The organism is Kribbella sp. NPDC055110, from assembly GCF_053607525.1.
Window position 1 is genome coordinate 13,681 of record NZ_JBSGTS010000047.1, and the last position, 14,117, is coordinate 27,797.

The window sequence follows — 14,117 nt, forward strand, 5'->3', positions numbered from 1 at the left end:
TTGACCCCGGAAACACTGCATGGTGGACGCGTGATCAGTGAGGCGGCCGTGGAGCCGGTCGACGAGCTGGCCGATCAGGTCAGCCGCACGACCGGACTGTCGGCGGATGTCGCGCGGCGCGTGGTCGCCGACGTACTGGCCTATTTCACCGAGACGACCGAGGAGTACGTCCGGCGCCGGCACCGTGAGCTGCAGACCTACGGCGCCCGCAACGACGAGATCTTCGCCCGCCTCGGCACCGAGCTCCGGCAGTGGCCGGTCCGCTCACCCGAACTCTCCGCCCGGCAGCTCCGACGGATCGTCTACGGCTGACCGGGCCGCTCAACCGAGCCTACGAAGGGGCACCATTACATGTGCGGAATCGTCGGGTACGTCGGCACCAAGCCGGCCGCGCCCATCCTGGTGGACGGACTGGCCCGGCTCGAGTACCGGGGCTACGACTCGGCGGGCGTCGCCGTACTGGGGTCCAGCGAGCTGAAGATCCACAAGGACGCCGGCCGGGTCCGTGAGCTGGAGGCGTCGCTGCCGAAGCGCTTCGGCGGCAAGCTCGGCATCGGCCACACCCGGTGGGCCACCCACGGCGGCCCGAGCAAGGACAACGCGCACCCGCACGCCAGCGGCAACGAGCGGATCGCGGTCGTGCACAACGGCATCTTCGACAACGCCGGCGTGATCCGCGCGCAGCTCGAGGACGCCGGCGTCAAGCTGCGCTCCGAGACCGACACCGAGGTGCTCGCGCACCTGATCGAGCAGGCCGACGGCGCCACCCTCGAGGAGAAGGTGATGGCCGCGCTGCGCCGGATCGAGGGCACCTACGGCATCGCGGTGGTCGACCTCGACTTCCCGGACCGGATCGTGGTCGCCCGCAACGGCAGCCCGCTGATCCTCGGCATCGGCGACGGCGAGATGCACATCGCCTCCGACGCGGCCGCGCTGATCCGCTACACCCGCCAGGTCGTCTACTTGGACGACGGCGAGCTGGCCACGGTCCGCGCCGACGGGTACCGCACGTTCACCCAGGACGCCTCGCCGACCACCAAGACCGCGAAGACGGTCGAGTGGGAGGCCGAGGAGTTCGAGCGCGGCCTGCACGAGCACTTCATGATGAAGGAGATCCACGAGCAGCCGGACGCGGTCGGCCGGGTCATCCGCGGTCGTCTCGACGAGCGCTTCCACACCGTGCACCTCGGCGGCCTGAACATGGACGCCCGCGAGGCGCGCGAGATCAAGCGGGTCAAGATCCTCGGCTGCGGTTCGGCGTACTACGCAGGTCAGATGGGCGCGCAGTTCATCGAGGAGGTCGCGCGGATCCCCGCCGACGCGGAGCCGGCCTCGGAGTTCCGGTACCGCAACCCGGTGGTCGAGCGGGACACCCTGTACGTCGCCGTGTCGCAGTCCGGTGAGACCCTGGACACCCTGGTCGCGGTGCAGGAGCTGAAGCGCAAGGGCGGCCGGGTCATCGGCCTGGTGAACGCGGTCGGTTCGAGCATCGCCCGCGAGGTCGACGGCGGCGTGTACCTGCACGCCGGCCCGGAGGTCTCGGTGGCGTCGACGAAGGCGCTGACCAACATGGCCGTCGGGTTCGCGATGCTCGGTATCCACCTCGGCCGGATCCGGGACGTCTCCCCCGCGGACGGCCGCCGGCTGATCGAGGGCCTGAAGAAGCTGCCGGCGGACATCGCCGAGATCGTCGCGCAGGAAGAGGAACTGGCCAAGATCGCCGGCCGCCTCGCGCGGCACGAGTCGCTGTTCTTCGTCGGCCGGACCCGCGGGTACCCGGTCGCGCGGGAGGGTGCGCAGAAGCTGAAGGAGATCTCGTACCGGCACGCCGAGGCGTACCAGACCTCCGAGCTGAAGCACGGCCCGCTCGCGCTGATCTCGCCGGACGTGCCGAGTGTCGCGATCGTCCCCGACGACGAGCTGCTGGACCGCAACATCGGCGCGCTGCACGAGATCGGCGCCCGCTCCGGCCCGCTGTACGTCGTCACGCACCCGGGCGTCGACGTACCGGACGGGGTCGCGGCGAAGATCGTCGTACCGAAGAACGAGCCCGAGCTGGACCCGATCCTGCTGACGATCCCGCTGCAGATCATCGCGTACTACGCGGCCGTTGCCCTCGGCCACGACGTGGACAAGCCGCGCAACCTGGCGAAGTCGGTCACGGTCGAGTAGCGGACCGCCAGGCCATCACAATCGCGACACCACGGCCCCCGTCACGCTCAGCGTGGCGGGGGCCGTTGGATTGTGATGGCCTGGGGATCAGAGCTGCTGCGGGGGTTGCGCCGCGCGGCGGCCCGTGGTCGCGGCGCGCTCGGCGTCGGCGGTCTTCACCGCGGTCCCGGCCTGCTGGGTGTCGGCGGTCTTCGCCGGGACGCCCGACCCGGCCGGCGCCATGCCGCCGAGTGCGCGGTCGGCGGCGCTCGCCAGCTCGGCCCGCTTGTCGGCCTGGTTCATGTGGCCGCTGATCTGGTACGCGGCGACCCGGCCGCGGTCGGGGCCCAGTCCGCCGTACGGGTGCAGGCCGAACTGGTTGACCAGCCGCTTGCACACCTCGACCCCACGCACCGAGTTGCCGGCCTCGTCGAGCCGCGGCGAGAACACCACCACGGCCATCCGCATCGACGGCACCACCATCATGATGTTGCCGGACACCCCGCTCTTGGCCGGGAGCCCGACCTGGTTCGAGAACTGTCCGGAGTCGTTGTACATCCCGCTGTGGCCCATCATGGACAGCACGCGGGCGGCGGTCTGGGGAGAGAACACCTGCAGGCCGCTCCCGGGCGCGACCCCGCCGTTCGCGAGCGTCGCTCCGGCCTTGGCCAGCCGGTCGGCGTTCATGGTGAGCGAACAGACCATCGTGTAGAACTCGGTGGCGTCTTCGGGGGCCCGCCGGTCGGTCGGACCGGCGCCGTACAGCTTGCCCGCCTTCGCCAGCGCGTTGGCGAACGCGATGTTGCCGAATCCGGTGTCGCGCTCGGCGAGGAACGTCGCACCGTGCACCTGCGGCCGCTCGCCGGTCATCGCCTTCCAGGTTTCCTGGACGGTGGTCAACCGGGCGGACTGGTCCTTGCCGGCGTCGATCAGTGCGAGCGTCGCGATCGCGCCGGCATTGATCATCGGATTGTGCGGCCTGCCGTCCCGGCCCAGCGACAGCAAGGGATCGTTGAAGGGACCGCCACTCTGCTCCTGGCCGATCCAGCGGTGCACCTCCTCCGGGCCGTGCTGCTCCAGCGCGAGCCCGTAGTTGATCGCCTTCGACGTCGACTGCACGCTGAACTCTTCTGCGGTGTCGCCGATCGAGATCAGCTGCCCGTCGGCGGTGCAGATCGCGATCCCGAACTTCTCCGGATCGGCGTCCCGCAGCGTCGGGATGTAGTCCGCGACCGCACCGGACCGCTCGTCCTGCAGGTCGGCGTGGATCTGCCGTACGGCGCGTGCGAGCTCTTCGAACTCGCCCGGTGCGACCGCGAGGTCACCGGTCAGCGCACGCTGGATCACCCCGTCGCCGTGCTGCGCGATCTTGACGAACTCGTCGAGGTCGATCTGCACCGGTTGGGCGTCCGGCCGGATCGCCTCCCGGCCGGCGGCATCGCGAACACCGGCCATCGCGGCGCGGACCCGCAGATCGTCCGGCATGATCCCGGCGCGGCCGAGTGTGCTGAGCAACTCCCAGGACCAGATCCGGCGGTCGTTGTCCTCATCGATCGTCGCGTACGACCGGAGCAGCTTCTCCGCAACGTCCATTGGCTGCTTCCTTCCCCAGATGGCGGCAGGCAGGCGCGCACGACCACACTGTCGGCACTGTCGGCGCGCAGCAGCCTGTACCGGTCGTGTTTCCACGGATGTCACCTGGTGTTACGTCCGCATCAAACGAGTCCATTGTCGGACAAATTTGCTACTTGTATGATCACTGCGCATGGACCGCATCCGCCACGTGAAGCTCTCGTCCGTCGTACTTCCGCTCGATCAGCCGATCAGTGACGCCAAAGTGCTGACCGGGCGGCAGCGGCCGATGACCGAGATCGTGTTCCTGTTCGCGGAGATCGCGACCTCGGACGATCAGCACGGGATCGGGTTCAGCTACTCGAAGCGGGCCGGCGGACCGGCGCAGTACGCGCATGCTCGAGAAGTCGCGGCCGGGTTGATCGGCGAGGACCCGTCGGACATCGGAAAGGTGTACGACAAGCTGCTCTGGGCGGGTGCGTCGGTCGGCCGGTCCGGGGTGGCGACGCAGGCGATCGCGGCAATCGACATCGCGTTGTGGGATCTGAAGGCGAAGCGGGCCGGCCTGCCGCTCGCCAAGCTGCTCGGCGCGCACCGCGATTCGGTCCGCGCCTACAACACCTCCGGCGGTTTCCTGCACGCCCCGATCGAGGAGGTGAAGGAGCGCGCGTCGAAGTCGCTCGCCGACGGGATCGGCGGCATCAAGATCAAGGTCGGCCAGCCCGACAGCCGGATCGATCTCGAGCGGGTTCGCGCCGTACGAGAACACCTCGGCGACGACGTACCGCTGATGGTGGACGCGAACCAGCAGTGGGACCGCGCGACCGCGCTGCGGATCGGCCGGGTGCTCGAGCAGTTCGATCTGGTGTGGATCGAGGAGCCGCTGGACGCGTACGACGCGCTCGGGCACGCGGAGCTGGCGGCGGCGCTCGACACCCCGATCGCGACCGGCGAGATGCTGTCCAGCGTCGGCGAGCACGTGCGGCTGATCGAGGCCCGCGCGGCCGACATCATCCAGCCCGACGCGCCCCGGATCGGCGGCATCACGCCGTTCCTCAAGCTCGCGACGCTTGCCGACCACAACGGTCTGCAGCTCGCGCCGCATTTCGCGATGGAGATCCATCTGCACCTCGCGGCGGCGTACCCGCGCGAGCCCTGGGTGGAGCACTTCGAGTGGCTGAATCCCTTGTTCAACGAGCGTCTGGAGACCGTCGACGGGCGGATGCTCGTGCCGGACCGCCCGGGGCTGGGGTTCACGATGACCGAGCAGTGCGCGCGCTGGACGGTCGACAGCTGCGAGTTCCGGTGAGCGGTCTGGCGGACCAGATCGTCGACGATCTGAAGCGGCGGATTCTCAGTGGCCGGATCGCGCCGGGCGAGAAGCTGCCGGGTGAGAACGGTCTGGTCGAGGAGTTCGGGGTCAGCCGGACCGTCGTACGCGAGGCGGTCTCGCGGCTGCAGGCGGCCGGGCTGGTGGAGACGTTCCAGGGGCGCGGTTCGTTCGTGCTGGAGGTCCCGGAGCGTACGCCGGGACTGCGCGCGGTGCGGTCGCACCGTGACGTCCTCGACCTGATGGACTTCCGGATCGGCGTCGAGAGCGAGGCGGCCGGGCTGGCGGCGGTACGGCGTACCGATCATCAGCTGAAGGGGATCGAGCGGGCGCTGGACGACTTCCGGCGGGTCGGCGACGATCCGGGGCGGTCGGTGGAGGCCGACTTCGCGTTCCACCTCAAGGTCACCGTTGCCTCGGGCAACCGGTTCTACGGCGACCTGATCGGGGAGCTCGGGCCGATGATGATCATGCTGCCGCGGACCCGGCTCGACCCGGCGTACGAGATGTCGGACCCGGAGCATCTGACCCGCGTGGTGCACGAGCACGAGAACATCAGCGCCGCGATCGCGCGGTCCGAACCGGAGGCGGCACGGGCGGCGATGCGGGTGCATCTGTCGAGCACCCGGCACCGATTGCTGACCCAAACGCCCGGATAGCGTTGCGGCATGGTGCAGCTCGTGCACGCCCGCAGACCGGTCCCGCCGCGGACGCGGGGGGCAGGCTGTACGGCGGCATCCGGATTGGATCGAGGTGTCTGATGTTCTCGCTCGACCAACTGAGCGCGTTCGTCGCGGTCGCGGAGGAACTGCACTTCGGTCGGGCCGCCGACCGGCTGAACATGACCCAGCCGCCGTTGAGCCGCCAGGTGCAGAAGCTCGAGCGGGCCGTCGGCGCGCGGCTGCTCGAACGCGACAACCGCAAGGTCGAGCTGACCGAGGCCGGGCGCGCGTTCCTCACCGAAGCGCGGAGGCTCCTTGCACTGGTCGAGACCGCGGGCGATCTCGCGCGCCGGGTGGACCAGGGCGCGGCCGGGACGCTGCGGCTCGGGTTCACGGCCACGTCGGCGATCCGGACGCTCGGGCCGCTGCTACGCCGCCTGTCCGAGGAGCTACCGGACGTCGACGTGATCCTGCACGAGCGGGTCACCCCCGCGCAGATCGACGGGCTGCTGCGCGGCGAGCTGGATCTCGGGCTCGGGCGGCCGCCGTTCGACTCCGAAGTACTGGACTCCAGGATCGTGTTCCGCGAACCGTTGTGTGCTGTTGTCCCCGGCAACCATCGGCTCGCCGCGCTCGGCCGGCCGTTGACGTCGGCGGACTTCAGCGGGGAGCAGGTGATCAGCTACTCGCCGACCCAGGCCCGGTACTTCCACGAGCTGACGGTCCGGTTCCTCGCCGAGTCGCATCCGCGGATCGAGCAGCGGGTGCAGCAGATCCTGACCGTGATCCTGCTGGTCGCCGCCGGTCGCGGCGTCGCGCTCGTACCGGCGTCGGCCCGGCACCTCGGCGTCGAGGGCGTGACGTACTGCGACCTCGACGGATCGGGAGGAGCTGTCGAGGCCGTCGAACTGCACGCGATCTGGCGGCGGGATGCGACCAGCTCGGTCCTGCAGCGCGTACTCACGATGCTCCCAGAGCATCACTAGATCCAAAATCGATCTTGGACAGGTATCCACGCGGCTTCCTACGCTGAGCGGTGTGACCCAAAACTCCCCCCGCTACTCCCCCGCAGAACTCGCCGCGCAGCTCAAGACCGGTCTGCTCTCGTTCCCCGTGACGCATTTCCACGCGGACCTCAGCTTCAACGAGGCCGGGTACCGCGAGCACCTGTCCTGGCTCAGCGAGCACGACGTCGCGGGCCTGTTCGCCGCGGGCGGGACCGGCGAGGGGTTCTCGCTGACGCCGACGGAGATCGACACCGTCGTACGGGCCGCTGTTTCGGAGGTGAACGGGCGGGTCCCGGTGATCGCGCCGGCGACCGGTGGGACCGCCTCCGCAGTGGCGGGTGCCCAGGCGGCGGAGGCGGCCGGTGCGGACGGGGTGCTGCTGTTCCCGCCGTACCTGACCGAGGCGGGTCAGCGCGGGTTGATCGAGCACGTGTCGACGGTCTGCCGAAGTACATCACTCGGGGTGACGGTGTACAGCCGGGCGAACGCGATCCTCGACGATGTGACGGTTGCCGCGCTCGCGGACCGGAATCCGAATTTGGTATGCCTCAAGGACGGGGTCGGGAACGTCGAGCAGCTGACGCGGACGTACGCGCGGGTCGGCGAGCGGCTCACGTACATCGGCGGGCTGCCGACGGCGGAGACGTTCGCGCTGCCGCTGCTGCAGCTCGGGTACAGCACGTACTCGTCGGCGATCTTCAACTTCGTGCCGGAGTTCGCGCTCGGCTTCTACGCCGACGTGATCGCCCAGGACCGCGATTCGGTATACCAAAAGCTGCGCGAGTTCGTCCTGCCCTATCTGGACATCCGCGATCGGACCAAGGGGTACGCCGTTTCGATCGTGAAGGCCGGCGTCAACGCGATCGGACGCGGCGCCGGGCCGGTGCGACCACCGCTGCAGGACCTGAGCGACGAGGAGCTCACACAGCTGACCGAGTTGATCGGCAAGGTCAAGTGACACCGACCGTCGCCTCGGTGGAGGTCGTGCCGGTTGCCGGGTACGACAGCATGCTGCTGAATCTGAGCGGCGCGCACGGTCCGTTCTTCACCCGCAACGTCGTGATCGTCACCGACAGCTCGGGCAACACCGGCCTCGGCGAGGTCCCTGGTGGCGAGAAGATCGCCGGCACGATCCGCGAAGCGGCTCCGCTCCTCGTCAACCAGTCCCTCGCCGGATACCGGCACCTGCTGCGCACTATCTCCACCACCTTCGAAGGGCGTGACAGCGGGGGCCGCGGGTTGCAGACATTCGACCTTCGTACGACGGTGCATGCCGTGACGGGGCTCGAGTCGGCGTTGCTCGACCTGCTCGGGCAGCATCTCGGCGTACCGGTTGCTGAATTGCTCGGTGACGGGCAGCAGCGCGCCGCGGTCCCGGTGCTCGGATACCTGTTCTATGTAGGCGATGCGACACAGACAGACCTGCCCTACCGGATGGACGAGGATGGTGGGGAGGCCGGCGACGGCGGCGCGGGCACAGGCGGTGCGGGCGGCGCGGGCGCGGGCGGTGGGGATGGGTGGTTGCGGCTCAGGCGGCGGGCGGCTTTGACGGCTGACGCGGTGGTCGAGCTGGCTGTGGCGGCGCAGGAGCGGTATGGGTTTGCGGACTTCAAGCTCAAGGGTGGCGTGTTCGATCCGCATGTCGAGGTCGACGCGGTACGGGCGTTGCACGAGCGGTTCCCGTCGGCGCGCATCACGGTCGACCCGAACGGCGCGTGGCTGGTCCGCGAGGCCGTCGCAGTCTGCTCGGGTTTGCACGACGTACTGGCGTATGTCGAGGATCCGTGCGGCGCCGAGTCCGGGTTCTCGGGCCGCGAGACGATGGCCGAGTTCAAGCGGCAGACCGGTCTGCGGACGGCGACCAACATGATCGCGACAGACTGGCGCGAGCTCGCGCACGCGATCCGGACGGACGCGGTCGACATCCCGTTGGCGGACCCGCACTTCTGGACGATGGCCGGATCGGTGCGGGTCGCGCAACTGTGCCACGACTTCGGGCTGACCTGGGGTTCGCACTCGAACAACCACTTCGACATCTCGCTCGCGATGTTCACCCACGTCGGCGCGGCCGCGCCGGGTGAGATCACCGCGCTCGACACGCATTGGATCTGGCAGGACGGGCAGGCGCTGACCAAGGAGCCGCTGCGGATCGCCGGCGGCGAGATCGCCGTACCGACGCGGCCCGGGCTCGGCGTCGAACTCGACCGCGACGCGCTGGCGGCCGCGCACGAGCTGTACCTGGAGCACGGCCTCGGGGCGCGCAACGACGCGATCGCGATGCAGTACCTGATCGAGGACTGGGAGTTCGACCCGAAACGGCCTTGTATGGTGCGTTGAATGAGGATCTTCTTGTCAACGGACATGGAGGGTACGGCGGGGGTTGTCGACTGGAGCCAGTGTCGTGGCCCCGGCCCGGAGTACGAGTACTACCGGGGACAGCTGCAGGCCGAGGTGAACGCCGCGATCGATGGCGCGCTGGCCGCGGGCGGGACCGAGTTCGTGGTGAACGACTCGCACTCGACGATGCAGAACCTGCGCCCGGACGAGCTGCACGGACGGGCGAGCTACCTGTCCGGGAAGCACAAGCCGCTGTACATGATGCAGGGCCTCGACGACTCGTTCGACGCGGCGTTCTTCGTCTCGTATCACGGGTCGGCGGGGTCGACGTCGTCCGTGCTGCACCACACGTACAACCCACGGGCGATCGCCGAGGTCCGGCTGAACGGCGCGATCACCGGTGAGGCCGGGATCAACGCGCTAGCAGCGCTGGCGTACGGCGTTCCCGTCGTACTGATCTCGGGCGACCGGGTGACGATCCACGAGGCACAGGCCTTCTGTCCGGACATCGAATCGGTCGTGGTGAAGGACTCCGTGTCGCACAACGCCGCGCTGTCGGTGCACCCAGAGCGGGCCCGAGAGATGATCCACGACGGCGCCCGCCGCGCGCTCGCCCGGCTGAGCGACATCCGGTTGCCGAGCATCACGCTGCCCGCCGAACTCACCGTCCGCTTCCACAACGGGGCGTTCGCCGAGCTGGCGTGTGAGCTGCGTGGAGTCGAGCGCCGTGAGGAGAAGGTCGTTGCCCTGCGCAATGATGACCCGCTGCAGCTGTACCGGACGTTCATCGCGACGGTCCTGCTGAGTCGCGGCGTAAGCGAGTAACCATGCGTTCAACTCCCGTCGTGCAGGGTAGGTTTTGATCGCAGCTGTCGTCTCTTTCTAGGAGCCCGGAATGCGTTGGCAGAAGCCGTTGGCCGCAGCAGTTGTTCTGGCCGCCCTCACCACGACGCTGACCGCGTCGGCGACTCCTGTTCAGGACGGCGGCCCCTGCTCCTCGAACGCGACGCTCCTCGGATTCAGCGACGCGCTCGACAAGACGACGTTCGACGGGCAGCCGGTGGCCGGGCTGTCCGCGCTGAACGTGACCGGGCCGCACAGCGCGGTCGCGCTCGTCGACAACGTCGGGACCACGCCGGCCCGCGTGTTCGACCTGAAGGTGAACAGCAAGCCGACGTCGGTGCAGGTCGACGGGATGACGATCCTCCGGCGTCCGGACGGTACGCCGTACAACGGTGGCGACTTCGACGGCGAAGGCCTCGTCGTCGAGCGGGGCGACCGGACCATCCTCGCGACGTCGGAGCGGGAGCCGTCGATCCGGCGCTTCCGGCTGTCGGACGGCAAGCAGATCGATCAACTGCCGGTGCCCGCCCGATTCCAGGTCGCGCCGGCGGGTGAGGCGACGAGCAACGCCACCTTCGAGTCGCTCGCGGTCAGCCGTGACGGTCTGTCGCTGTACGCCGGCATGGAGGGTCCGCTCGCATCGGACGGGACAGACGCCGACAACCGCACGCGGAACCGCATCATCCGGTACGTCGGTCTGCCCGGGCACGAGTACCGGCCGATCGCGCAGTACGCGTACAAGCCGGACCCGGGACTCGCGCTCGTCGAGCTCGCGTCGGTGAGCCCGACCGAACTGGTGTCGATGGAGCGGACGTTCACGCCGGGCGTCGGGAACACGATCCGTGTGTTCACGGTGTCGCTGCGGCGGGCGGTCGACGTGACGGCCCAGGCCTCGCTGGCAGATGCGCCGACGTCGGTCTTCCTGCAGAAGGAGCTGCTCTTCGACCTGGGCGACTGCCCGCCGTCGGGCGCGGTCGCGAAGCAGCCGCAGCCGAACCCGCTGTTGGACAACGCCGAGGCGCTCGCACTCGGCGGGTACCTGCCGGGCGGACGGCGGCAGCTGTACCTGATGTCGGACGACAACAACGGCGCAACCCAGATCACCCGCTTCTACTCGCTGGCCGTCGACCTGCATTAACTCGCCTGGCGTGATCACGGTGTGTAGGTAAGACTGTGGGAATGCGCGTGATCGTGGTGGGTGCGGGCGTGATCGGGCTGAGCTGTGCCATCCGGCTGGCCGAGGGCGGGTACGAGGTGGCGGTGTTCGCTCGCGACCTGCCGTTGGAGACGACCTCGTCGGCGGCGGCCGCGATCTGGTACCCGTACCTGTCGGCGCCCGAGGACCGGGTGGCCGGCTGGTCGCGGGCGACGTACGAGGAGTTCGCGAAACTGGCGGAGATCGAGCCGTCGGTGCAACTGCGGCACGGGCGCGAGTTCCTGACGGAGCGAACGCCGGATCCGCGCTGGGCCGACGTACTGCCGGATCTCACGCGGGTCGGGTCGCCGCCGGCCGGGTTCGTCGACGGGTGGGCCTTCACGACGCCGGTAATCGACATGCCGGCGTACCTGCCTGCGTTGGTGAAACGGCTCGAGGCTGCGGGCGGGACGCTGACGCGAGCGGCGCTGTCCGCGTTGCCGACCGGGGCCGATCTGGTGGTGAACTGCACCGGGCTGGGCGCGCGGCTGACCGCAAGCGATCCGACGGTCACGCCAGTTCGTGGACAGGTGCTGACGGTTGAGCCGTGCGGGCTGACCGAGTGGCTGCTCGCAGACCGTTCGCCGGACGAGTTGACGTACGTGATTCCGCGCCGGAACGACGTGGTCGTCGGCGGCACCAGCCAGCCCGGCGACTGGAACCTGACCGTCGACCCGAAGACCACCGCGGAGATCCTGGAGCGGGCGGCCGAACTGGTTCCCCAACTGCACAAGGCGAAAATCATCCGTCAGCGCGTCGGGCTGCGGCCGGCGCGACCGGCGATCCGGTGCGAACTCGTCCGCACCCGCTCCGGCGAACCGATCATCCACTGCTACGGCCACGGCGGCTCCGGCGTCACCCTGTCCTGGGGCTGCGCCGACGAGGTCTTCGAACTTGTCCAAAGTGTCTGACCACCTCGTCATCCTGGACGGCGGACTGTCGAACGCCCTGGAGGACCGCGGCCACGACCTGTCCGACGCTCTGTGGTCCGCCCGCCTGCTGCGCGACGATCCCGCGGAGATCGCCGCCGTACACCGCGCGTATTACGAGGCCGGCGCGATGGTCGCCACCACCGCGAGCTACCAGGCCAGCGTGGTCGGGTTCGAACGCGCCGGGGTCGAACGCAGCGAGGCCGAGCGCCTGATCACCAGCAGCGTCCGCATCGCGCTCGAAGTCCGCGATGAGGTCGACGACCTGCTCGCCGCGACGCCGACCGGGCGCCGGCTGGTGGCCGCGTCCGTCGGTCCGTACGGCGCGATGCTCGCGGACGGATCGGAGTACCGCGGCCGGTACGGCGTGAGCTCGCAGGTCCTCCGCGACTTCCACGGCCCGCGCCTCGAACTCCTCGCGTCCGCCGGCCCCGACCTGTTGGCGGTCGAAACCATCCCGGACGCCGAGGAGGCCGAGGTCCTGGTCGAGCTACTGCGCGAACTCGACTTCCCGGCGTGGTTCTCGTACTCGATCGATGGCGACCACACGCGCGCCGGCCAACCACTCGCGGAAGCCTTCGCGATTCCCGTCATCGATCAGGTTGTTGCTGTCGGCATCAACTGCTGCAAGCCCACCGACGTCGCGGTTGCGGTGCAGACAGCCGTCGCCGTGTCCGGGAAGCCCGCAGTCGCCTACCCCAACCGCGGCGAGTCCTGGGACGCGGTTGCACGCACCTGGGTCGGCGACGGGGTAGGTCTGGCGGGGCTTGCACCCGAGTGGGTGAAGGCGGGGGCTGCGTACGTCGGCGGCTGCTGCCGAGTCGGCCCGAACGACATCCGAGCGCTTGCGGCGGGCATTGCGTAGCTGCGCGCCACCTGTCTCTCCCACCGCGATCAGCCAACCCGATCGTCCAGCCGACCACCCGGCGACGCATCCCCATGGCAGGTCACCACTGGCGGGTTATGTCACCACCGGCCTCCTGCTTCCCGCCAGCCGCACACATAACCCTCCAGCCGGCACCACAACACCCACCCCATCCAGCAGAAGACCGGATATCCGGCTCTTGTGACTGACGTGGGGTGATCGACGGGTTCCAGGGCGATGCCGGGCTTGGTGTGATGTGCACGCTCGACAGGAGGTGTCGAGTGGCCGGGTAGTGCACCTGAGCGTGAACGCGCCTGTGCGTACACCGTCTCACCGGTGCACTACCTGTCGAGCGTGCACATCACCCCGCCGCGAGCAGCCGTCCTGCCACCAACCCGATCACCCAGCCACCCATCCAGCACAAGAACGGATATCCCCTGGCGTTGTGGCTTCTCCCCTCTAACACCAACGGAGAAGCCACAACACCATCGGATATCCCCTCGTGTGCGCGGGCTCTGGTCGCGCCCGACCTCGGGGCCGGCCGACGGGATGGACCGGGCGGTGCATGCGGTGGTGCGGGCGGGCGGACCATGCGCGCCGGCCGTGCGCGCCGGGCCGTGCGCGCCGTGCGATGCGTGCCGTGCGATGCGTGCCGTGCGATGCGTGCGGTGCGATGCGTGCGGTGGCGCGGCGCATGCCGTGGCGCGGGGGCGTGCGGTGGTGCGGGGGCGTGCGGTGGTGCGGTGGGGCAGGGGGTGGTGGGTGGAGACCGGAAATGTTCGGTTCCGGGTCTCCACGGTCTGTCTCAAGTTCCCGGGTACCGCCTCCAGCAACCACGCATCGGACAGGAGAGCCGGTTATCCACAGCGGCGCCAGGTCGCTGGCTTCCCGGCCGTCGGGGTTGCGCTTGCACTGGCTCGTAGCGGACGCATCATCGCGCCTTTGCGGAACATAAATGTCACCTGGTGGCGAAAAGTTTCCGGAGATCGCGGGCTGCGCGACAGGGACTGCGATCGAGGTGGTGTTGTCGTGGGCTTGCAGAGCGACCGCCGGAAGCGGCACATCTCGGGGCGTTGTCGCGGAAGTGGTGGGTGGGAACAGGCTATTTCCTGTGCGGCGCCCCCAGTTCCTGTGCAAACCCCGTCTGGCGGCGCGTGCGGCGCGCGGGGCCGCGACGGCGCGTGGGGGGCCGCGGGCGGCGCGCACGGGGCGCACGGGGCGCACGC

Annotated in this window: 12 protein-coding genes; 11 read left to right on the forward strand and 1 reads right to left on the reverse strand. The window is 69.3% G+C overall.

The features are described from left to right. The first annotated feature begins 30 nt into the window (after positions 1-30). Positions 31-312, forward strand: a complete 282-nt coding sequence (locus tag ACWF0M_RS36915; protein ID WP_238174750.1) for a hypothetical protein — start codon at positions 31-33, stop codon at positions 310-312. A 39-nt stretch (positions 313-351) separates the two neighbouring features. Next, a complete protein-coding gene (glmS, locus tag ACWF0M_RS36920; protein WP_452240416.1) occupies positions 352-2,172 on the forward strand; it encodes a glutamine--fructose-6-phosphate transaminase (isomerizing) in 1,821 nt (606 codons plus the stop codon). Between the two features lie 87 nt (positions 2,173-2,259). Here the strand turns inward: glmS and glsA are convergent, their stop codons facing one another. Continuing rightward, positions 2,260-3,744, reverse strand: a complete 1,485-nt coding sequence (glsA, locus tag ACWF0M_RS36925; RefSeq protein ID WP_452240417.1) for a glutaminase A — start codon at positions 3,742-3,744, stop codon at positions 2,260-2,262. A gap of 172 nt (positions 3,745-3,916) precedes the next feature. Between glsA and ACWF0M_RS36930 the strand changes: the two genes are divergently transcribed. The 9 genes from ACWF0M_RS36930 to mmuM all read left to right on the forward strand — a co-directional run bounded on the left by ACWF0M_RS36930 (position 3,917) and on the right by mmuM (position 12,891). Then, positions 3,917-5,032 carry an L-talarate/galactarate dehydratase gene (locus ACWF0M_RS36930; protein WP_452240418.1) on the forward strand — a complete coding sequence of 372 codons (1,116 nt, stop codon included), beginning with the start codon at positions 3,917-3,919 and terminating at the stop codon, positions 5,030-5,032. Further along, positions 5,029-5,712: a FadR/GntR family transcriptional regulator gene (locus ACWF0M_RS36935; protein ID WP_452240419.1), complete on the forward strand. Its 684-nt coding sequence runs from the start codon at positions 5,029-5,031 to the stop codon at positions 5,710-5,712. Before ACWF0M_RS36930 ends, ACWF0M_RS36935 begins: the two co-directional genes overlap by 4 nt. A gap of 101 nt (positions 5,713-5,813) precedes the next feature. Next, complete coding sequence (locus tag ACWF0M_RS36940) at positions 5,814-6,701, forward strand: LysR substrate-binding domain-containing protein (RefSeq protein WP_452240420.1); 888 nt, start codon at positions 5,814-5,816, stop codon at positions 6,699-6,701. Positions 6,702-6,753: 52 nt separating this feature from the next. After that, a complete protein-coding gene (gene kdgD, locus ACWF0M_RS36945; RefSeq protein ID WP_452240421.1) occupies positions 6,754-7,680 on the forward strand; it encodes a 5-dehydro-4-deoxyglucarate dehydratase in 927 nt (308 codons plus the stop codon). Continuing rightward, positions 7,677-9,059: an enolase C-terminal domain-like protein gene (locus ACWF0M_RS36950; protein WP_452240422.1), complete on the forward strand. Its 1,383-nt coding sequence runs from the start codon at positions 7,677-7,679 to the stop codon at positions 9,057-9,059. The genes kdgD and ACWF0M_RS36950 overlap by 4 nt, the downstream gene beginning before the upstream one ends. Continuing rightward, positions 9,060-9,884 carry a M55 family metallopeptidase gene (locus ACWF0M_RS36955; protein ID WP_452240423.1) on the forward strand — a complete coding sequence of 275 codons (825 nt, stop codon included), beginning with the start codon at positions 9,060-9,062 and terminating at the stop codon, positions 9,882-9,884. Between the two features lie 70 nt (positions 9,885-9,954). Then, complete coding sequence (locus ACWF0M_RS36960) at positions 9,955-11,040, forward strand: esterase-like activity of phytase family protein (RefSeq protein ID WP_452240424.1); 1,086 nt, start codon at positions 9,955-9,957, stop codon at positions 11,038-11,040. Between the two features lie 41 nt (positions 11,041-11,081). After that, positions 11,082-12,008 (forward strand): FAD-dependent oxidoreductase, encoded by a 927-nt coding sequence (locus ACWF0M_RS36965; protein WP_452240425.1) that lies wholly within the window; start codon positions 11,082-11,084, stop codon positions 12,006-12,008. Beyond that, a complete protein-coding gene (gene mmuM, locus ACWF0M_RS36970) occupies positions 12,001-12,891 on the forward strand; it encodes a homocysteine S-methyltransferase (protein ID WP_452240426.1) in 891 nt (296 codons plus the stop codon). Before ACWF0M_RS36965 ends, mmuM begins: the two co-directional genes overlap by 8 nt. The last annotated feature ends 1,226 nt before the right edge of the window (positions 12,892-14,117 follow it).

Coding starts and splice junctions, on each gene's coding strand:
- glmS (WP_452240416.1), top strand. CDS start 352: ATGTGCGGAATCGTCGGGTACGTCGGCACCAAGCCGGCCGCGCCCATC.
- glsA (WP_452240417.1), bottom strand. CDS start 3,744: ATGGACGTTGCGGAGAAGCTGCTCCGGTCGTACGCGACGATCGATGAG.
- ACWF0M_RS36930 (WP_452240418.1), top strand. CDS start 3,917: ATGGACCGCATCCGCCACGTGAAGCTCTCGTCCGTCGTACTTCCGCTC.
- ACWF0M_RS36940 (WP_452240420.1), top strand. CDS start 5,814: ATGTTCTCGCTCGACCAACTGAGCGCGTTCGTCGCGGTCGCGGAGGAA.
- ACWF0M_RS36955 (WP_452240423.1), top strand. CDS start 9,060: ATGAGGATCTTCTTGTCAACGGACATGGAGGGTACGGCGGGGGTTGTC.
- ACWF0M_RS36960 (WP_452240424.1), top strand. CDS start 9,955: ATGCGTTGGCAGAAGCCGTTGGCCGCAGCAGTTGTTCTGGCCGCCCTC.
- ACWF0M_RS36965 (WP_452240425.1), top strand. CDS start 11,082: ATGCGCGTGATCGTGGTGGGTGCGGGCGTGATCGGGCTGAGCTGTGCC.